Source organism: Natrialba aegyptia DSM 13077, assembly GCF_000337535.1.
In the GTDB taxonomy this organism is placed as follows: domain Archaea; phylum Halobacteriota; class Halobacteria; order Halobacteriales; family Natrialbaceae; genus Natrialba; species Natrialba aegyptia.
Window position 1 is genome coordinate 1 of the sequence record NZ_AOIP01000058.1, and the last position, 20007, is coordinate 20007.

Sequence of the window (20007 nt, forward strand, 5' to 3'; positions counted from 1 at the left end):
CTTCTACGAGGACGACGGCGAGACTCGCGCCTTCGAAGACGGGGAGTACAACGTCACTCACTTCTCTGTCTCGGAGAACAACGGCGGTGTCGTCACCTTTGAACGTGAACTCGATGTGCAGAACTACGACGATTCGGAACTCTCGTCGTACCTGCTAAACCTCGATCTTTCAGAGGCCCCTCGGAAAGTTCAGGCTGCCTCTACGAAGTATGAGGAGGTCAACGCTGATGAGGTGAAGGATATCCCTGCATCCTTCGCCTATGATGCTGACGCAGACGCAGTGCTGGTCCACATCCCTGTAGATGAAGAACAAGACGTTAAACTGTTCTTCAACGGCGGTGGCAACTCTGGACGCGGTCGGTAAGCGTACTCTGACGAGAATCAGGTCACAATATTTTTATTGCGCTTGTGACGGGGGTTATTTGTTAGTTATAGCGCAGTTTCAAGGATGGTTTTTAGCGTCGGTGAGCGACAGACCGAGTTTGATTGAGTCGTACCGTCTCGTCGGTCTTCGATCGACTGGTTTGCTCAAATTCGAGCAGAGGAAACGCCGCAAACTCCTCGGAGGTCTGTGGACCTGTCGGATATTGCGTTCGAGTTCGCAAGGCATCTTTAGCATACCTGGAATGAACCACCGGTCACTGCTACATACCAGTCGACCAGTACAAGATAATATCTCTATTAGCGCCACTATTTGTCTATGGAGAGAGGGGGTCTTTCAGAACCCGTATTGATTACGTGCTGATTGTGGATCCCTGAGTAACCGTTGAGCAAAAGGCACGTTAAAGCCCATATGAGGGCAATATTTCCAATGATTGTAAAATGACACTATTTTCATATCTTATTTCAGAACATTTTTAACAGCGGTGCCTTCTGGATATCTATGGAAAAATTCCACCCGTATAATGGAGTAGAGTGGGATGATTACGAACAACATCTAACACAGTTGCACACACACGAACCAAGAAACACGATACGCGACGACACGTGCATTCACGAACCGGGTATCGATGCAGAAACGATTCCGATCGATGCTCTCGGGAAAAACAACCTTTCGCCAGCATCCTCGCCGAGAACATTATTGAAGAAATATAGAAATATAGGATATACCGTTTTCTCGCTAACAGAGCACGAATACTATGTAGAACGATCGAAGTACAAAGACGTTTCCTATGAAGAGATGCCTGAGCGGCTCGATCAAACGAGTTGGCCTTGGACGAAGTGGGGTATCGATCCGGCAGAATTGGGTGTAATAACACTCTCAGGTACCGAATTACGGGCATTGCACCACGGTTCGCTTCACGATGTAATTGGACTAGACACGGATATCGGACACGGACAGCAAGCATCAATGACCACACTACTTGATCGTATCGCGGACCAGGATGGATTAGCGATTCTTCCACACCCTTCGAAATATAACGATGCATCCAATTACGGACAATACGTATCGGTATTCGAAGCCGCTGATATCCTCCTTGGACTGGAGATCTTCAATGCGAACGACCGATACCCGAGTCGCGCACTTTGGGATCGATTGCTCATGCACTTCGGACCCGATCGACCGATCTGGGCATTCGCCGGCGATGACTATCACGGCCGTGCCCGACCACGGGACGGCAAACGGTTCAACCGGTCACGGAACGTCTTGCTCTTGCCTACTCATTCAAAGGATGCCGTCCGGGAGGCATTGACTGAGGGCCAGTTTTACGTTCAGCACAACGGGGATCATCACGCGCCGTTCATACACTCAATCGACGTGACAGACGAGGCAATTTCCGTTGACGCCCCCGACGCAGTGGGAATAGAATGGATCGCGGATGGTGAAGTCGTTGCAACCGGAGAAACGGTTCTGAATGATCAACTCGTCGATCGGACGTACGTCCGAGCAGAAGTTCACGGAGACGGGCGGGCCGTTAGCTGTACTCAACCGTTCTATCCAATCTGAGCGAGAACATAGACCGAATAACTGGAGTGGTATATAGGTCCACATAGCACACATAGCAAACGAATAGGCGGTTAACTGGGCACAAACCGTATGGATCGGCATCCACACCTTTGGGCTGCGCTGTTAGCTGCCCGTCGCAGTGCTGAAGCGCTTGCATTTTGGGACGAGCATCACACCAATCGCGTAGCAGGCCAAGAAACGGATAGAACCTGTGATCTAGCCACTGAAAAAGCTATTTTAAACGAACTCGAGCGTCACTTTCCCGAACACAACGTGATTTCAGAGGAAAGCTATCCGGAGTTCGCAACGAAACCGCGATGGATCGTTGATCCGCTGGACGGACGGGTTAACTATCTCAACGGTATTCCTCACTATTCCGTGTCGATCGCGTTCGAGGGTGCGGGGACAGCAGACGTAAGCGTCGTCTATCATATTCCTTCGGATAAGCTATTTACAGCTATCGAGGGACAGGGGGCGTACCTGAACGGTCGCCCTATTTCGGTTTCGGAGACAACCACACTCTCGGATGCATTAGTGGTTACGGGGTTCGATCCAACGACGATCAAGTCACAAAACTTCAACCAGTTCCGTTCACTGCTTGACCAGACTCAAGGGGTAAGGCGGTTCGGATCCGCCGCTGCTGAGCTTGCAATGGTTGCCAACGGGAAGTTCGACATTTTCTTCGAGCGGGTGCTCAGCGTATGGGACACGGCCGCGGGGATACAGATCATTGAGGAGGCTGGCGGGAAAGTCACCCGGATTGAGCAACTGGACAGTAGTAACCGCGAGATGGTCCTTGCGTCGAATCCGCAAATTCATCAGGAAGCTGTCTCACTTATCTCTTCGAGCAATCAGGGTGATTGAGTAGCGTCCCGAAACGGCGATTCAGTTTGTATCGAGGCTCGTCGCTTCGTTTCGATAGAGTTGACGCAGCTCCCCGTGAACGCGTCCGTTCGAGGCGATAATGCTGACTTCCCGCTCCTCGGCCATGAAATTCACCGTCGATCCGTTCCAATCGGTTACCTTGCCACCGGCTTCCTTGACGAGCAAACTTCCCGCAGCAACGTCCCAGGGTGATGTATACTTGTCTAGAAAACACTCGAACGTTCCGTTCGCAACAAATGAAAGATCGCACGCACCGGCTCCGAGTTGGCGAAGTCCCTGCGATCGCTCGGGGGGAAAGAGGTGCTGATACAACCGACGTAGCCGGCTGTCATGGACGATCGGCGGCGAAATTCCGAATAGCACAGTACTCTCCGGAAGTGAGTCAACCGACGACACGGATATTCGTCGTCCGTTCCGTCGAGTTCCACCACCCGCGACCGCCGTGTACGTATCCTCGCGTTGGGGATGGACAACGACACCGACGATCGGTTCTCCCTTGTCCAGCAACGCGATTGACACGCAATAATGTTCGAAACCGGTAACGTAATTTGCGGTCCCATCGAGCGGATCGACGACCCACGTGAATCGCGCGGATCCATCTCGCTCAGCCTCTTCGCTAATAATCGCGTGCTCCGGGTGGGCCTCCATGATAATCGAACGAATCGTTTGCTCGGCACGGAGGTCAACCTCCGTTACTAGCGTCCCCTCCTGTTTCTGCGTAATGTCGTAGGTGGACTGAAAGTTCGCTCGGAGTAGCGTACTTGCCTCCGTCGCTGCTGTCTTCGCTGTCGTTAGGAATTCGTCGAATGCAGTTCTCATGTATTATGTTCGATTTCTGGTGTCTGCGTTCCGATTCTACTGGAAGCAATTGAATTGACAAAATATGACGAACGACTACACGAACGGAAGAATAATACCTACAATGACGATCAATGAGCCACCCATGAAGAGAACGTCAAACTGGCCGACGCGAAGGTCACCTAACTGCAACTCACGGCTTTTATCGTTCTCTAACGAATGAGAGAATCCTCTCGTTTCGAGTGCTTCGACCGTCACGCGACTTCGTTTTGCAACGTCGAAGATCATCGGATAGAACGCCCTAATCGAGAGTCGGATCAGGTACACGTAATATCGCCATTTGAAACGCCCGGGAGATTCCGGTGCACGGCTTCGAAGCCGGTAGACGTTCACCGTCTCGTGGTACTCCTCGATGAGAACAGGCAACATCCGGTATCCGTAACTGATCGCGAACGTGAACTGGCGTGGAATACCAATGCTCATGAATGCGCGGCTGATGTTCTTCGGAGACATCCCGGAGAACACGGCAATTGACGTCACCGAGATGATCGTCAGTTTCGTCGTGTATGGGACCAGCGCCATCGCACTCTGTACGAAACTCCCGCCCATCAGCACTGTTACGAACGCATACAAGAGTACGTTCGTGATGACGCCGAACGCAAGTAGCGCGATGAGGTACTTGCTGACCCGGGACACTACCGCGAGGACGGAAACAAATGTGAGCAGTCCACCGAGAATCCGCATATCGTAAAACAACCATGGAATGACGAGGAATGCGGCGTACCACGTGAGTAGCACGCGAGGATCGAGCCGATTGAAGATCGTTCCCTCGTTGTCGTACGCAGTGCGGAGCAAATCCTGCTTCAACGACTCGATCGACAGTGCATTACGGAACTCTTCTTGGTAGCTCATTAGTTGACCCCCTTGAGTTCCGGTGAGCGCCTGGAGAGTCTATCGGCCAACTCAGAGACGGTCATCGCAGGCGGTGAGATATCGAGATCGTCGCTCAGTCGAACGACTTGCGGTGCCCGCAGATTACACCGTTCGAGAAGGTCGAGGTTGGGAAATACATCTCTCAGCGTCCCGTCCGTTTCGACGGCACCATCGTTCAAAACGATCACCCGCGTCGCCCATTCGGCGACCAGTTCGAGGTCGTGTGTGGCAATGATAACCGTCTCTACGCGGTTTTCAGCGCGGTTTATCGTCTGTTCGACTTCACGGCGACTTGCTAGATCGAGACTCCCGGTCGGTTCGTCGAACAACACGATCGATGGATCTGTCGCTAGCCCGATCCCGAGCGATGCGCGACGCTGTTCGCCAACACTCAGTAATCGGCCGTCACGGTCCTGTAGCTGTTCGAGATCCAGAAACTCGATCACCTCATCAACCCGTTCCTCGACGTCCGCTGCGTCACGTTCTCGTAAATAATAGGAAATGTCTCCTCGGACCGAGTCCTGAATGAACATGTCCTCCGGATTCTGATCGACGTAGGTGATGTCTGCTGCCAGTTTTTCCGGAAGGACATCCTCGGTGTCGGTTTCGTTGATAGTTATGCGCCCAGCATTGGGCTTCTCGATACCGGTAATCAACCGTAACAACGTCGATTTCCCGGCACCATTCGCACCGACGAGAGCGATCCGTTCGTCTGGAAAGAGGTCCAACGAAAAGTCTTCGAGTACTTGCACATCTCCATCGCGAAGCGTCGTATACCCGTGATCGACGTGCCGGAAAGAGATGATTGGCTCATCTCTCGATTGCTCTCGAGCAATTTCGTGGTCGTCTATTTGACCTGTTTCGTGCTCGAACGATCGGTACCGATTGATCGCATCGGCGTATGTCGTCGGTAAACTCCCTCCCTTCTCGATCTTTCGGGCAACTTGAGTTACTTGGGGTGGTTGAATACGGTGCTCTCGTAGCTCTTCGATTCGATTGAGTCCCTCGTGAGTCGGTCGCTTCCATTTGACGGTGCCGTCAGCAACCAGTGCGACGGTATCGCAGTACTCGGCGATGAATTCGGTATGGTGCTCGATCGTCACGATCGTTATTCCGTTCTCGTTTAGCGTCTGTAACCGTTCGTACGTTTTGTGTGCACGAACGGGATCAAGTTGTGCTGCCGGTTCGTCGACAACGAGGATGTCCGGATCCATCGTCAATGCTGCACCGAGGGCAACCAGGTGCTGCTGACCACCGCTCAACTCCCATATGAACCGGCCATCGACCGTTTCGATGTCTAACTGAGAGAGCGTGTTGAGTGCCCGTTCGCGGTAATCGTCTTGCCCGTAATTGACCGGTCCGAATGTCATTTCGTCGTAGACGGTCGGCGTTACGAGCTGATTTTCGAACTCCTGAAACACGTAGCCGACATCACGGGAGAGGTCTGCAACGGACGCATCACGGGTATTCTGCCCGGCGACACGTACTCGACCGTCGAAATCGCCCTCGAAGAAGTTCGGAACGAGTCCATTGAACGTTTTACACAGCGTTGTCTTCCCGCTCCCGTTTCCTCCCAGGATAGCGATAAACTCGCCACGCTCGATACGCAAATCCGCATTCTCTAATATCGGATCGTCAACCCCTGGATATCGGAAGGTGACATCCGACACGTCGATAGCTGTATTTGCCATTTTCACACCTGTTTACGTGGAATGTTTTGCACGCTGCCAGAGGACGACCGCGACGAGAGCGGCCACAATGATTGGGGCCGCAATAAACGTCTCACCGTACGCGTCTAGGAATTCAGGTTCCCACACGATGTTCAGCCCGAAGCCGGATTCCTCAGCCGCCGCGAATCCGAACGCAAGGGGGAACGCAATCAGTACTGACAGCGCTGCCTTCCACGAGAAGCCACGTAACATGGACGCACCCCGCGTCCCATTGTATGGTTCCATCCCCATCAGCGGCTCAATCTTTCCGTGGAGTTTTGGATAGAGATAGAGTGCCGGAATAACCCCAAAGATGATTCCCGTAATCACCATCTGCGTGATAAAGTCGACACCCTCGAGAACGAGTATGCTCTCGGGGAGTCCCGGCACTGCTTCTAGTTCTTCAACGCCGATGTACACCTTTCCGATATCGACGAACATGGCGATGAACTCGTTGAGACCCTCAGCAATGAGAACGACTGCAGCGAGTTGACGGCGGTTTTTCGGGTCTTGGAACAGCAGTGCCGCGAAAAAGAAACATGTCGAAACGAGAAGCAAATCTTCCATTACTCCGAGCCCGTTGAAGTCGCCCAACAGAATGTCTTCGAAGACAACTTCCCCCATCGGAACCGCCAGTGCAGCCCAGAAGGTTCGAAACAGCAACACCAGCACGATCGGTATAAAGATGAAATCACCAACACCTAGTTCCAACGGTCCGACGTCGAATTCGGGTAATACCTCTGTTATTGCGTATTGTAGTCCACTGAGGGACATGACGAAAATGAACACCGTCATATCCCGTTGACCAAAGCTGAACCAGCTCGTATTCTCTGTAGCCATCTCCGACATACAGATCGGTCGTTGGCTGATATCGGTTTGAAGTTTGCTATTATCTATATATCTTGAGATAGAGATACATAGATCTCTAAATAGGATGGGGGTCTTTCGACGTGGCAGTCAATCCGTAAACGCTCTTCTGTAGGAGATTGTTGATACTGCTCAGCTGTCACTGTGGAATCGAAGAGAGCAAGGACACCGCATCAGCGGTGTCCGTTAGGCATGATTCCGCTAGATATGTTTGGGTCGGAATCGGTCGCAGCGGACCTGTTACAGCAGGTTCGCTGGCGTAACGGTGTTACTTGCCCTCGCTGCCGTTCTTGACCGTCAGGTCAGAACGGCAGCTATGGGTACTTTCAGCGCTATCTATGTAAGAATTGTGACCGCACGTCCAACGATAAGACCGGCACGATTTTTGCCCATTCGAAGGTTGTGCTCAGGAAGTGGCTGTTCTCGATTTATGCGTTTCTCCGGTTTAACACGAGTTTTCGCCAACTTCAGCTAGAGATCGATGGTCAGTACAAAACGATCTCCCAGCGCGTCGAGCGCTTCACAAAGGCGCTCGACGCACCGTCACTTGACCTCGTCAGGCCGGTCGAAATCGACGAGGTCTACGTTTCTGCAGGGTTGAAAGGCCGCGAGCGCGACCAAGAGTCGCGCTTGCGTGGCCTGTCCACGCGTGGGCGAGGATTGTACGACCAAGACAAACCGCCAGTGTTCACGATCGTCGATCGTGGTACCGGCAATCGGTACGCGATCCCAGCGAAATCCGTCGATGAATCGACGATTCGGCTCCTTCTCGCGGTTTGCGAGAAGGAGCCACTAACCATCTACACGGACGGATTTTGTGCCTACGATCCGCTGGCCGAGGACGACGCATTCGACCGCGAATACGTCGTCCATGGCGACGGCGAATACGCCGACGAAGACGTTCACGTCAACACCTGCGAGAGCCACGGATCGCTGCTGCGACCGTGGCTCTCGCCTCATCGAGGCATCTCAAAAGACAGGCTCACACAGTATCTCTGAGTGTTCCAACTTCGACGAAAGTTACTACGGAAACCAGGGAGAGAAGCTCTCAAAAACGCTGTCAAAGCTACGCTGTGAAATCAACAAAGTGCTACACAAGAGCGCCGTTGAAAAACTGTAGAGTACGTTGATTAGTTAGCCTGATTAATTAGGCTGATTAGTTAACCTAACTCGTACGTCCGACTGGTCGAATCGGCCACCGACAAGTACTGCTCGCGAGCGCAATCGAGTGAGTAGGTCGGATAGTTCACAAAACGCTATACGACTGGAATACAAGAGTTCTGCAAGATGAATGCGCTAAAGCTTGACATGGTCCAGTACGATTGTCCGTACATTCGGACCACTCGAGAACACGATGTCGCCTTTCACACCCAACACTGGGATTTCAACCAGGCGGATCGGACGCTCGAGACACGGTTGCTCGTGGTCGGGGAGAGCCCGGAAGAGTTACACGGCGCACTCGAGACGCTCAACGGCTACGAGATGCTTCGGGGGTACGAACTCCTGTCTCGGAAACAGAATACGGCGCTCGTCCGCTCGCGGATCGGTGAAACTGACGCCATGCAAACGATCCGTGAGAACGCCGGTTACGTGACCGGCCCGTTCGTGATTCGAAATGGCAGTGAGATCTGGAACGTCGGCTTCGATAGATCGAAGTCGGCAGAAGACGCGCTCTCAGAACTCGATGCTTCGAACGAGTTCACGATCAAGGGTAACGATTCGATCCACATCGATGACTTCTTCGATATCCTTCAGAACGTCGAATCCGTCGGTTCGATGCTTCGGGCGCTCCAGAATCTGACGGACAGGGAGCGCGATACGCTCGAGGCTGCAGTCGAGAAGGGCTATTTTTCGACGCCGCGGGGAGCGACCCTAGACGACGTGGCTGGGGAGTTCGACATCTCGAAGATGGGTGCCTCGAAGAACCTTCGTCGGAGCCAACGAAAGGTCCTCCGCCGGGTTGTTCGCGTGATGAACGACGTCGAAGCCCAAATGGAGTTAGAGGACGAACGATGGGATTAAAGGGTGACGTGTCGACCGCTCAGGAGCAGTAGAAACCCGTAGATGCTCCGAGGAGTGATCGGATCGTTCCCATCGAACTCTTCATGCAGAAGTCAGCGGGGCCCGCCTATATTTTCAAGAAGAGAACGATCAGGTTGATCACCATCATCGCGACGAAGCCAACGAGCCAGAGTTCCATATCTCTCACCTCCGTTAGAGTTTGAAGATCGGTTTAACGTGTTCTGGGACGTTCTCGCCGCTGGCCCCTTCGGTCAGATACGAGACGAAGATCGTCACGGCGATCGAAACGGAGATTGCGATGAAGTAAAAGTCCATCCCGATCGGGAACGCGTACCCGAGCTGTGTCGCAGCCAGCAGCGTGACGTTGAGGAAGAGCGACGCGGCAAGTCCAGCAGTGACTCCCTCTCTACTCGCGCCTTTCCAGAGCAGCCCGACGACCACAGCAGGGATCGTCCCGCTAACGAACGTGCCCCAGCCGAATGTTCCGAGGATCGCGACAAGGTGGCCGCCGTACAGGCCGAAGATCACCGAACCGATGCCGACGACGAGGACCGCCGACCGTCCCAACCACGTTTCCCGCTGTTCGGAAACCTCCCAGCTCATCGCCCGCACGAAGTCACGGGCGATCGCGCCGGAGGCGACCGAGAGGAAAAACGCCGCGGTGGACATGATCGCAGCGACCAGCCCCGCGTAAATGACCATCTGTAAGACAATGTGCAACCGATCGACGAACTCGAAGGCGGCCATGTCGGGGTCTGTGAGCGGTTCGACGCTTCCGGACGCAACCAGGTAAAGTGCAACGAAGCCGATGAGCAACCAGAGGATGCTCCCCACAGCATAGGTGACACCGCTGACGAGGCCGACGGTTCGCAGCCCCTTCGGATCGTCGATCGAGAACATTCGTTGGAGGACCTGTGGCTGTCCCATGACGCCGATACTGAAGACGACCGGCCAGATTAACAGCAGGCCAGGTGCAGACTCTTCAGCGAGTCCCCAGCCGTCAAGCATCTGGGGAGCAAACGCCTTCGTCACATCTGCGCCGGTGAGTTCGCCGGCCTCGACGACAGTCATCGTCGTGTTTTCCATCCCGCCGGCGATCTGGAAGAACCCGACGACGACGCCGACGACGCCCACGAGCATCACCGCGCCCGTGTACGCGCCCGCAAGCTGGGCCGACGCCATGCCACCGACGGCAACGTAGACGATGATCAGGCCGAACACGAGCCAGACGGCGGTTTCCATCGGGATACCGAGGATCACCGAGAGGACGTAGCCGCCGCCAGCGACCTGCGAGGCGAGGTACGCCCAACACGCGATAAAGAGAATCACTGCGAGTATCCCGCGGATCGCGCCGCTGTTGAATCGCTCGTCGGCGATGTCCCCGAGCGTGCCGATGTCGGCGATATCGGCCATCCCGCGGACGCGCTTCCCGACGATCCAGTAGGCCATTGCGAACCCGAGGCCGCTGGCGAAGGTCATCCACAGCGAGGACGTCCCCATCTGGTAGACGAGCCCCGGACCGCCGATAAATCCGAAGGCGCTCATAACCCCGGACATACTCGCCAGGGTGATGACCGCCGCACCGAACATCTTCGTCGCGCCATAAAACTCGTCGGAGGAGTCGATCAGGCGCTTGCTGTAGAGACCGACGGCGAACACCGAGAGGATAAACAACGCGACGAAGCCGGGGACGAGCAAATCGATCATCGATTACGCACCTCCACAGCCTCGTCGGCTTCCCGTCTCTCGCTCTCCGCGTTCACCCGTTCGACTTCCTCGAGGAACCGGTCCCACTCCCCTTCCGGCAGGAAGTGTTTGCGAAAGTAAATCCCGTAGCCGAGGGTGATCGTCATGAACCCACCGACCCAGTAGAGCCAGTAGACGGCGGCGAAGGACGGATGCATGCCGGTGACCAGAAACGCCGGTGAGCCGCCTGCGAACGCGTTCGAGTAGTACTCGGTCAGGACGAACGCCGATAGCTGGAGGACAGTCCATATTCCGAGGGGATAGACGAGCAACTTCGTCGAAATCGTCCCGTTTGAACTCGCGCCGATGATGAACCACGGATGAAAGAGAAACACCGAGACCAGCAGGGCGACGAACCAATAGCCGGCCAGCCCGAGTCCGAGCACGGCAGCCCATAGAACGCCGCTTGCGAGCATCAGTTCCGAGGTTACTCCCTCCACGTTGAACTCGCCGTCTAACATGCGCTTGCCCCCTCAACGGTCGACCCGCAGCTTCGATTCTCCCGTTCCACTTCGCACCGTGATAGCCGAGTTGTATAGTCCATGTGTGCATCACTCGTACGTGTTCACGAAACCGCCGTCCCAGAGCAAGTCACCGCCGTTAAGGTGTTTGCCGTGGCGTGAGAGCCCGAAAGCGAACAGGTTGCCCGCCTCGACCGGTTCCATCATCTCGGCGGCCCGCGCCTGCCCGAGCATCACGTCCTCGACGACCTCTCGCTCGGTAATCCCGCGTTCTTCGGCCGTATCCACAATCTGGTCCAGTACGAGCGGTGTCTTGACGTAGCCCGTGCTGACCGTGAACGCGCGGATATCTCCGTCACCTTCAGCCGCAGTCGACCTAGTAAGTCCTCGAAGGCCGAATTTCATCGTGTTGTAGGCGACCTTATCGCGGGTCACGTAGTGACCGTGGACAGACGCCATGTTGGCGATGGCACCGACGCTATCTTCGGCCTCGCGGATGTGTGGAAGCGCCAGTTTCGTGAGATACATCGGTGCACGGAGCATCACCTGGTAGAGCGAGTCGAACGTCTCCATCGGGAACGACGCGATCGGCGAGATGTGCTGTATGCCAGCGATATTCGCGACGTACCGAAGCTGTCCCGCATCGGCGGCCGTCTCGACGAGTGCCTCGATCTCGGTATCGTCAGTCAGATCACAGGCGACCGTCTCGAGGTCGCCCTCGACTGCGAGGCCGTCCGCTTTTTCGGCCGTCTCGTGGAGACCACTCTCGTCAACATCGGTTGCGATCGTCGTCAAGCCATTTGCCGCCAAGACGAGCGCCGTCGCACGACCGATCCCCGACGCTGCGCCAGTCACAATCGCCACGTTTTCGCTGGTAAACCGCGGATCGTCGATGCGATGGATTAAATCGGCGGTAAGCTCGGGTGGTTCGATACTATTGTGAGTGTCGGATTCCCCGCTCATGTGGCTAGAAAGACGGTCGGTATCGGGTTCAAACTGAAGGTTGATATGTAATCATCGCCGCCGGCTTGCGGTTTTGATGGCTATCGGGCGTACCCGTCGATAAACAGTCAATCGTCAGCGAAAACACCAACGTAAGCCCCCGACCAGTACCAGTAATACCGATATTACGACGAACGAGTACACTGAAAGCTTCTCGTTGTCGATGCATTCGAAACTGGAACACCGGATCTCGAATCGTACGTTTTGCGTAAGCTGTCGTCTCCCTAGAGGATGCTAACATAAATTGCACGGTTGCTCGAGTGAGTGATAAAGTGTTGGGCTCGTTGAAGTCTTGCTGAATCAAACAAGAACTGGTGAATACTACCCATCCAGCTCAGAATGGGTTCTGGATGTAGAGCTCAAATACAGTACAACGGGTTTCATCGATATTGTTGGATGTGTCGCTGGGGACTGTCTCGGCAAGGTCGAGATAGGGCTCAACCCCATAATATAAGCATCCGAGAGGAATGCTGATCATATTCCCACTGTGAAATTAATTGACTCATAATATCTCATGGATGAAAATACAGGGGTCTGGCGAATCACTAGGCTGCGGCAACCTTCGGTGAGGAACTACGCCGGTCAAAATGTTACTCTGGAAAATTCCGACTATAACCTCGACGGATTCGGTGATAATGAGGCGGTTGATCGTTTTCACAATGACATCCAAACTCGACGCAGCATGGTGATTCACCAGTGCCGAATGCAAGGGTCTTGACAAAGAGGACTTGATAAAATTCGGTGCGTTTCCCAACATGATAACTAACTTCTTGCTAGTTATACTTCAGGTGATATGAACTAGTCTGTTGGTTACTACAAGCTTGATCGATTCACATAGTCACTTATGATTGATATTCGATGTTTACAGTGAATGATTCCTCAATAGACATTCTATCTGCGTATTCTGCGGTGACCCCAAGTTCGTATTCCTGGGGCATTACATCTCTTGGAGGACGGACCATCCACTCAGTTTTGGCATCGTTTTGAGAATCAGATGCACCCAAACCTGCTGGCCCGGCTGCAATATCGTTGAATGTTGTTGAGGTAGATTCGGATTTCCATTCATCCGGCAAATTAAAGACAATACGTACATTATTGACAGCTATCGGTGAATAATTAGTGAATCGAACTGTTTGGGAGAGAGACTCACCTGGCGCAACGGTCACCTCATCCGCACTAAGTGACAATATTGAGAGTGGTTTGTTATTATCCGAGCTGCCACCACTGACACGGAATACTGCGAGACCATGTGGTGGAACCGTTGCACCGGCACTGTCTAGTTCTGCACCTCCTCGATCGGCGTCTTTCCGTCGAGAGCTTGATGCGGTCTCTGGCGATTGTAGTAGTGCATGAATTNCGGCACTGTCTAGTTCTGCACCTCCTCGATCGGCGTCTTTCCGTCGAGAGCTTGATGCGGTCTCTGGCGATTGTAGTAGTGCATGAATTGTTCAAACCATTCGCGTGCGCTCGACCGACTGCCCACCCACGAGTTGTGGAAGCGGTCGATCCGCATTTTGAGAGTGTGAAACCACTTTTCGATGAGGTTTCGCTCGGTGTAGTTGACCCGACCGCTCAATCCTAACCGAGCAAGGGCAGTCCGATACCCGAACTGATCGACGAGAAATACGGTGTCGGAGAGATCGTATTTCTCGTCGAGTCGATGCAGAAACGCAGCTGCCGGATCGGTGCCATGCCGACCAAACAACGCGACATCGAGAATCAGCTTCGTCTCGGTGTCTATTGCAGCATATAGCCAAGACCACTCGCCGTTGATTTTGACAGCGGTCTCGTCAACCGCGACCCTTGACGGCTTCGCCGTCGGCGGGTCGCACCCGCTGTCAGCCAGCCGATGTACCCAATTCCAGACCGCTCCATGTGAGCGTTCAACGCCTAATTCAGCTAAAATCGTTGTTGTCTCTCGAAGCGAACAACCTGTTTCGTGGAGGCGGACGGCGAACGCCCTGACGGGCGTCGCCGTCCGCTCGTTCTCCCAAGATTCTTCTAAATCCGCCGCATAGCTCTCGTTGAGCAGGTCTGCGAGCATCTTTGGACAAGAAACTCAACGACCTGCTCACTTCTCAAACTGACTCAACTAGACAGTGCCNTAGCTCTCGTTGAGCAGGTCTGCGAGCATCTTTGGACAAGAAACTCAACGACCTGCTCACTTCTCAAACTGACTCAACTAGACAGTGCCGTTGCACCAATTAGACCCGCAGTCTGCCAGTTAGTGCCGTTCCAGAGATTGCGAGCAACGTAGCATGACGCTTCATCAAGTCCGACCTCTTGAGCACTGGTCGTGATTGTTGTTCTCCTGTCACTACGATTCAATAATCCTACTGCTCGATCACCGTTTGCGAGTTTTTTCGCCCAGACTGAGCGCGACAGACCATCCTGACCAGTGGTCCGTTGAATTCGGATGGCTTGATTACCTGCTGGATCTTGGTTGATTTCGATCAGTTCATAATTAGTTAGGATATTGCGAGTTTCCTCAGACATATTTCGAATGTCATTACCAGCTATGAGCGGCGCAGCCATCATCGCCCACATGCCAAAGTGTGTTCGGTCCTCCGCTTCGGTTAGGTTTGGATACTCTGGAAGATCTACGCCGACCACAAGCATATCTGGATCATTCCAGTGACCGGGACCAGCGTACTCAGCAAGCGGTTCGTTCTGATCAATGATGTCGATAATGCCGTTTCCCCATAGATTCTCCTTGGCGCTCCAGAGCGGTTTAATATCACCAGTTGTTCGCCAAAGGTTGCCACCTGCCTCTGGGGCCCACATCCAAGGATCGTTATCTCCCCATTCACAGATACTGAGAAGGATATCCCGATCGGTGGCTTCAAGCGCCTTGTGCATTCGCGTATAGCGCTCAATCGCCGATAGACCATAATGTTCTCCGCAATTATCGTATTTAAGGTAATCAACTCCCCAGTCAGCGAACGACTGTGCATCCTTTTCTTCGTAACCGAGGCTGCCGGGAAGACCTTCACAGGTTGTCGTCCCTGCTGACTGATAGATCCCGAGCTTTAGTCCCCTCTTGTGAACGTAATCAGCCACAGCATCGATTCCATTCGGAAATGTCTCAGGATCCGGCTGAAGATTACCATTCACGTCGCGTTCGGATGCCATCCAGCAATCGTCAATACATATATACTCGTAGCCCACTTCTTTCATCCCATTTTCAACCATCGCATCAGCGGTGTCTTTGATCAATCCCGCATCAATATCACAGTAGAACGTGTTCCAACTGTTCCATCCCATCGGGGGAGTATCCACCAAGGTCCTGTCTGAACTCTCGCTTTGATTGGTGTTGTCAGCGGCTGTAGCCATTGAACTCGCGAAAAAACTACTCGCTCCAGTTGCTGCTGCCCCTTTCATCGTGGACCGTCGTGTTATCGGTGGTAGAATTGAGTTATTGTCATCAACTTGCTTTACTCTATTGTTAGCATCCTCTATGTCTTCCTCGTTCATGCTTTCATCACTTCATTTGAGTGTTTGTAACCACTCGAAATCACCAATAACATCTAATTACTTAAGACTAGGGTAAGGATTCATACAATAATTCGTTGATGTGGGAACTGCTTAGTCAGCATCTCTTCGGTCGGTGTTTGGTGCTAACACTTGATTCAGTCGATCGTGCTTGTACTAACATCTGACGGGGGCAAAGGAGATGAAATAGACGCCAGAATGATGAGGAATCACTCTATTGGATCTCGTGGTTTTCATCGAGCCGTTGGAAGAATGCTATCCTCCTAATGCGTTCGGATTCTGATGGGTTGCACGAGAGTCACACTCTCATCAACACCGCGAAGCCTGTCTCGTGGCTACTGAACAAGCTGATTTCGATCAGGGAGCTCCGATCTCGTTACAATCGCGGCACATGCCCACGTTTTCTCGTAATCGACTTCGACCTGTTTCCTGCAACTGAAACTCACAATCGACTCTTCCTTCAGAGGCGTTTTAGTGTCGCAATACACTCGAGCAGCGCACGGCCGTTGTGGTACGCCGCCTTGTAGACTGCGCCTTTGCGGCCGACAGGATCGAGATCGTCGTCAACGCCAGAATGCCACTCGCCATCTTTGCGGTCGATCTGATACTCATCAAGGAACTCCCATGTGTCGGCAAAGACATCGAGATACCGATCATCGCCAGTACACTCGTAGGTTCGTAGGGCACTAGTCATGCACTCGGCCTGCACCCACCAGGCTTTGACGCGAAAGCTCGCTGGTTCGTCAAAGCCACCGTAGAAGTAGAATCCACCGCGATCCTCGTCATATCCGTATTCGAGCGAGTAGTCCCATAGCGTCTCGAAGAACTCGCGGTACAGGTTCTGTGGGAGACCGAGCGCGGAAGTAGCCTCCATGACGAGCCAGACGTTCTCTAGATCATGTCCATACGAAACGACCTGGAACTCCTCATCGTCGAGTTTCGGGGACCAATCTGGATCGTACTTGTCCGTACAGAAACCGCGCTTCTTCCGGTAGACCGTGTTGGTGAGGATGTCGAGCAGTTCGTGCAAGCGATCGCGCCCGCGACTAGTGTCGAACGCCTCATAATAGGTCGTAAATGCCTCCATGAGGTGGAGGTGCGTGTTCATCAGTTTCAGCGTTGGATCGAGGACGCTGTCGCCCGACTCTTTGGGTGACCAGTCCGGTTCGATGTTTTCGAGGTACGTTTGACCCTCCGTAATAGGCTCCCAGTGGGGCGTGAAGTACTCAACATACCCTCCGTGTTCGTCGTCTTTGGCGTGTTCGTCCATCAGATCGACGAGTTCATGTGCGTACTCCGCCGCCTCGTCGCTCCCGGTTGCGCGGTAGTATTCGGAGAGCGCGTAGAGGCCGAACGACTGTCCGTACAAGTGTTTGTTTGGTTTGGTCGTCGTTCCGTCGCGTTGGACTTCCCATACGAAGCCGCCATCGGCTTCGTCCCACATCTCATCGATCAGAAACGCAAATCCGTGGTCGGCGATTTCGTGATACTCGTCGCCGTACCCTTCGCGGGCGAGCCGCGCTGTCAACCAGACCATGCGTGCCTGTGTGACAACTTGCTTGTTGCTGTTTCCTGCGAATTCACCGTCCTCATCGTAACTAGTTATAAAACCCCCGTGTTCCTCGTCGATGCTGCGAGGAAACCAAAAATCGAGGACGTTGTTCGTCAGCGTTTGCTCAAGTGATGAGAGATACTCGTCTTTAAGGGTGGCCACGTCTGGCATTACGGATAGACCATTGTCTACGTGGTGGATAATAATACCGGTAGCGGATTACCCTGCTAAACGGATGATAACCGGTCGGTGATCCGTTCGCCGAGACTCAAAACGCGAAACAGGAGGGAAATACATATACTATGGGGTGTTCCACCAATGAGTGACGTACATGAGTAGTTACACAGTCGCAGTTATCGGAACGGGTCCCGACCCGAACAACCCGACCGTGGATGGGTTTGCGATGGGCTATCGACACGGCGAAGCGTTCGAATCCGACACCCGTTGTGAACTCGTTGGTTGCGCGGACATCGTCGAAGAGAACCGTCTCGCGTTCGCCGACACGTTCGGATTGCCGGCCGAGAACGCCTTCGAGGAGTATGAAGAGATGCTTTCGGCGCTCAAACCGGATATCGTGAGCGTCGCAGTTCCGCCGGCGATACACAGAGACATCGTCGTGGAATGTGCCAAAAGCGGCGTCGTCGACGCTATCCACTGTGAAAAGCCCATGGCGAACGTGTGGGCGGACGCCCGACAGATGGCTCAAGAGTGTTGGCGTCACGACGTACAGCTGACGCTGAACCGCCAGCGTCGGTTCGGACGACTATTCACCGAAGCCAAACGGCTGCTCGACGACGGAAAGATCGGTTCACTCCGGAGAATCGAGATCGGATGGGGCGACTTCTTCGATACCGGCGCTCACACGGTCGACCTCGCCGGAATGTATAACGACGACCGGGCTGCCGAATGGGTACTCGCCGGACTCGATTACCGTGAGGAGGATCTTCGGTTTGGTGCGCACCAGGAAAATCAGATGTGGGCGCAGTGGCGGTACGAGAACGGCGTCTACGGTGTCGTCTCGACCGGTGAAGGCGGTGATTTCATCGACGCCGCGATGGTACTCCGAGGGACAGGAGGCACTATCCGCATCGACAAGACGGACGGGCCAATGCTTGAACTCGACTATAATGGGGATCGACGAGCGGTTGACGTGAACGGTGAGACAATGCACGCAACGAACGACGAAGCCGACGACCGCTACGGATCACAGTTTCACGACCGAGCGGTCAACGCAGTCGTCGACGGGGTAGAGAGCGGGGAAGAACCGTGTATCAGCGCGCGAACCGGCCTGACTACGGCTGAGATACTGTTTGCAGGCTACGAATCCGTCCGCCGCCGTGGCCGCGTCGATCTTCCGCTTGACGTTACGGACAATCCACTGGAGTCCATGGTCAATTCTGGTGCCCTCTCTCTGTCATCACCAGCAGTCGATGATAACTAGGTGACTGGCTACTATTCGGTCAGGGGGTTCGCGGTTCTCGGCTCCCTGACGCTGTTGCTAATTTCGCTGCGATTCCGCTCGCGATCGACCTCATCCCGGCGTCACCGGGGTGAAGCAGATCGGTGGTCAGTCCAGTTACGTCCGCAACGTCTGGACCGTCAATCAGCATCACGTTGTTGGGGGCTCTCTCGACCGTTTGTCGAACGACTGCTCGAAAATCTTCAGCCCGCTTAGTGTCGGTGTCTCGGAGTGCATCGACGTGATAGGGAAAGAGGGTGACACAGGCGATCGGACGACCGGACGTCGCCGCCGCAATGGTATTCACGAACTCCGTCACACGTTTCCTGAACTGCTCGACCGTGAAACCTCTATTCACCATGTTGATAGATAGTGCTAGCGTGGCAATGTCCCAGTCGTCACGATCTGCAACGTGTTCGGCAATTGCTGGTTCACAGAACGCTGATCCGGCGACGCCGAGATTCAACGCGTCGACATTCAGTTCGCGCGCAACTTGCGAGACGTACGTAAGGTGACAGCCTGTCGCCGATGCACCCTCGGTGATTGACGTGCCGTACGCTAGATACTGGAGCGACGGTAGTTCGGTCTCGTCCGGCGGTCGACATGGACCCGAGATGTCGTGGACTGCGACCGGCGCCCATGCGTCGAACCGAAGTCGACACACGCGAGGACCGAACGCGCCCATCACAGCAACGTCCGACTCAAGATGATCGATGTTGTCTGGCATCGAAAGTTCAAGCGTCCTGGGAACCGGACCGAGTTCATACGCCTCGGACCCTTGAAACGCACCCCAGAACGGGCGAACGACGGTTTCGGATGCCGCTGAAAGTGTGACCGACACCGTTGCTTCACTATCCACAGGGACGAATCGGAGTTCACACCCTGCTGGATGGCGGTACCGATCGCGTGCCGTGATGTTGACGTCAGCGGTGACCGACTCCGACACGCGGTAAAGCTGACGTCCGTCGTCCGTCCAGTTAGCAGTCGTCGTGGCTGTGACGTTGTGGAGGCTGACGGATGGATACTCGTCATCGATCATATGGGTAGGCATCCGATTAGGTGGTTATTTAGATAATTCTAGCGGACGCGTTTTTTGCTCAGGGAAACGCTGTATCGGAATTCCCTCGTACGGG

18 protein-coding genes and 1 pseudogene are annotated in these 20007 nt (G+C 54.1%); 6 read left to right on the forward strand and 13 right to left on the reverse strand.

Annotated features, from left to right (window positions below; translation table 11 throughout):
- The 3 genes from C480_RS19895 to C480_RS19905 form a co-directional block, all read left to right on the forward strand.
- Window positions 1-364 (forward strand): DUF5110 domain-containing protein (locus C480_RS19895; protein ID WP_006667453.1); only part of this gene is annotated, 364 nt, incomplete at its 5' end.
- A 519-nt stretch (window positions 365-883) separates the two neighbouring features.
- Window positions 884-1948 carry a CehA/McbA family metallohydrolase domain-containing protein gene (locus C480_RS22715; protein ID WP_083873446.1) on the forward strand — a complete coding sequence of 355 codons (1065 nt, stop codon included), beginning with the start codon at window positions 884-886 and terminating at the stop codon, window positions 1946-1948.
- A gap of 90 nt (window positions 1949-2038) precedes the next feature.
- Window positions 2039-2812 (forward strand): inositol monophosphatase family protein, encoded by a 774-nt coding sequence (locus C480_RS19905; protein WP_049904089.1) that lies wholly within the window; start codon window positions 2039-2041, stop codon window positions 2810-2812.
- 21 nt (window positions 2813-2833) lie between these two features.
- Here C480_RS19905 and C480_RS19910 read toward each other — a convergent pair whose 3' ends face one another.
- The 4 genes from C480_RS19910 to C480_RS19925 all read right to left on the reverse strand — a co-directional run bounded on the left by C480_RS19910 (window position 2834) and on the right by C480_RS19925 (window position 7113).
- Entirely contained in the window at window positions 2834-3652 is an 819-nt protein-coding gene (locus C480_RS19910) for an inositol monophosphatase family protein (RefSeq protein ID WP_006667456.1), read from the reverse strand.
- A 75-nt stretch (window positions 3653-3727) separates the two neighbouring features.
- Window positions 3728-4543, reverse strand: a complete 816-nt coding sequence (locus C480_RS19915) for an energy-coupling factor transporter transmembrane component T family protein (protein WP_006667457.1) — start codon at window positions 4541-4543, stop codon at window positions 3728-3730.
- The gene (locus C480_RS19920; protein ID WP_049904091.1) at window positions 4543-6255 is read right to left on the reverse strand and encodes an ABC transporter ATP-binding protein; all 1713 of its coding nucleotides are present in this window, start codon (window positions 6253-6255) and stop codon (window positions 4543-4545) included. The genes C480_RS19915 and C480_RS19920 overlap by 1 nt, the downstream gene beginning before the upstream one ends.
- 12 nt (window positions 6256-6267) lie before the next feature.
- Window positions 6268-7113 carry a hypothetical protein gene (locus C480_RS19925; RefSeq protein WP_241433892.1) on the reverse strand — a complete coding sequence of 282 codons (846 nt, stop codon included), beginning with the start codon at window positions 7111-7113 and terminating at the stop codon, window positions 6268-6270.
- 219 nt (window positions 7114-7332) lie between these two features.
- Between C480_RS19925 and C480_RS19930 the strand changes: the two are divergent.
- Both C480_RS19930 and C480_RS19935 read left to right on the forward strand, forming a co-directional pair.
- A pseudogene (locus C480_RS19930) lies at window positions 7333-8217 on the forward strand (IS1595 family transposase).
- Window positions 8218-8448: 231 nt separating this feature from the next.
- On the forward strand, window positions 8449-9162 hold the full coding sequence (locus C480_RS19935; protein WP_006667461.1) for a helix-turn-helix domain-containing protein: 714 nt from the start codon (window positions 8449-8451) through the stop codon (window positions 9160-9162).
- 192 nt (window positions 9163-9354) lie between these two features.
- On the opposite strand, the gene C480_RS19940 is transcribed toward C480_RS19935, so the two are convergent.
- The 8 genes from C480_RS19940 to C480_RS19965 all read right to left on the reverse strand — a co-directional run bounded on the left by C480_RS19940 (window position 9355) and on the right by C480_RS19965 (window position 17586).
- A complete protein-coding gene (locus C480_RS19940) occupies window positions 9355-10869 on the reverse strand; it encodes a sodium:solute symporter family transporter (protein ID WP_006667462.1) in 1515 nt (504 codons plus the stop codon).
- Window positions 10866-11369 carry a hypothetical protein gene (locus C480_RS19945; protein ID WP_006667463.1) on the reverse strand — a complete coding sequence of 168 codons (504 nt, stop codon included), beginning with the start codon at window positions 11367-11369 and terminating at the stop codon, window positions 10866-10868. Before C480_RS19945 ends, C480_RS19940 begins: the two co-directional genes overlap by 4 nt.
- Window positions 11370-11459: 90 nt before the next feature.
- On the reverse strand, window positions 11460-12332 hold the full coding sequence (locus C480_RS19950; protein WP_006667464.1) for an SDR family NAD(P)-dependent oxidoreductase: 873 nt from the start codon (window positions 12330-12332) through the stop codon (window positions 11460-11462).
- A gap of 881 nt (window positions 12333-13213) precedes the next feature.
- Window positions 13214-13537 (reverse strand): NEW3 domain-containing protein, encoded by a 324-nt coding sequence (locus C480_RS23580; RefSeq protein ID WP_161607038.1) that lies wholly within the window; start codon window positions 13535-13537, stop codon window positions 13214-13216.
- Between the two features lie 110 nt (window positions 13538-13647).
- Complete coding sequence (locus tag C480_RS23350; protein WP_394296357.1) at window positions 13648-13734, reverse strand: integrase core domain-containing protein; 87 nt, start codon at window positions 13732-13734, stop codon at window positions 13648-13650.
- A gap of 3 nt (window positions 13735-13737) precedes the next feature.
- Window positions 13738-14415, reverse strand: a complete 678-nt coding sequence (locus tag C480_RS19955; protein ID WP_006667465.1) for an IS6 family transposase — start codon at window positions 14413-14415, stop codon at window positions 13738-13740.
- 134 nt (window positions 14416-14549) lie between these two features.
- Complete coding sequence (locus C480_RS19960) at window positions 14550-15845, reverse strand: glycoside hydrolase family 27 protein (RefSeq protein WP_241433893.1); 1296 nt, start codon at window positions 15843-15845, stop codon at window positions 14550-14552.
- A gap of 478 nt (window positions 15846-16323) precedes the next feature.
- Complete coding sequence (locus C480_RS19965; protein WP_006667467.1) at window positions 16324-17586, reverse strand: AGE family epimerase/isomerase; 1263 nt, start codon at window positions 17584-17586, stop codon at window positions 16324-16326.
- 160 nt (window positions 17587-17746) lie between these two features.
- On the opposite strand from C480_RS19965, the gene C480_RS19970 reads away from it, so the two are divergent.
- Window positions 17747-18856 carry a Gfo/Idh/MocA family protein gene (locus C480_RS19970; protein ID WP_006667468.1) on the forward strand — a complete coding sequence of 370 codons (1110 nt, stop codon included), beginning with the start codon at window positions 17747-17749 and terminating at the stop codon, window positions 18854-18856.
- A 19-nt stretch (window positions 18857-18875) separates the two neighbouring features.
- Here the strand turns inward: C480_RS19970 and C480_RS19975 are convergent, their stop codons facing one another.
- On the reverse strand, window positions 18876-19913 hold the full coding sequence (locus tag C480_RS19975; RefSeq protein WP_006667469.1) for an SGNH/GDSL hydrolase family protein: 1038 nt from the start codon (window positions 19911-19913) through the stop codon (window positions 18876-18878).
- Between the last annotated feature and the right edge of the window lie 94 nt (window positions 19914-20007).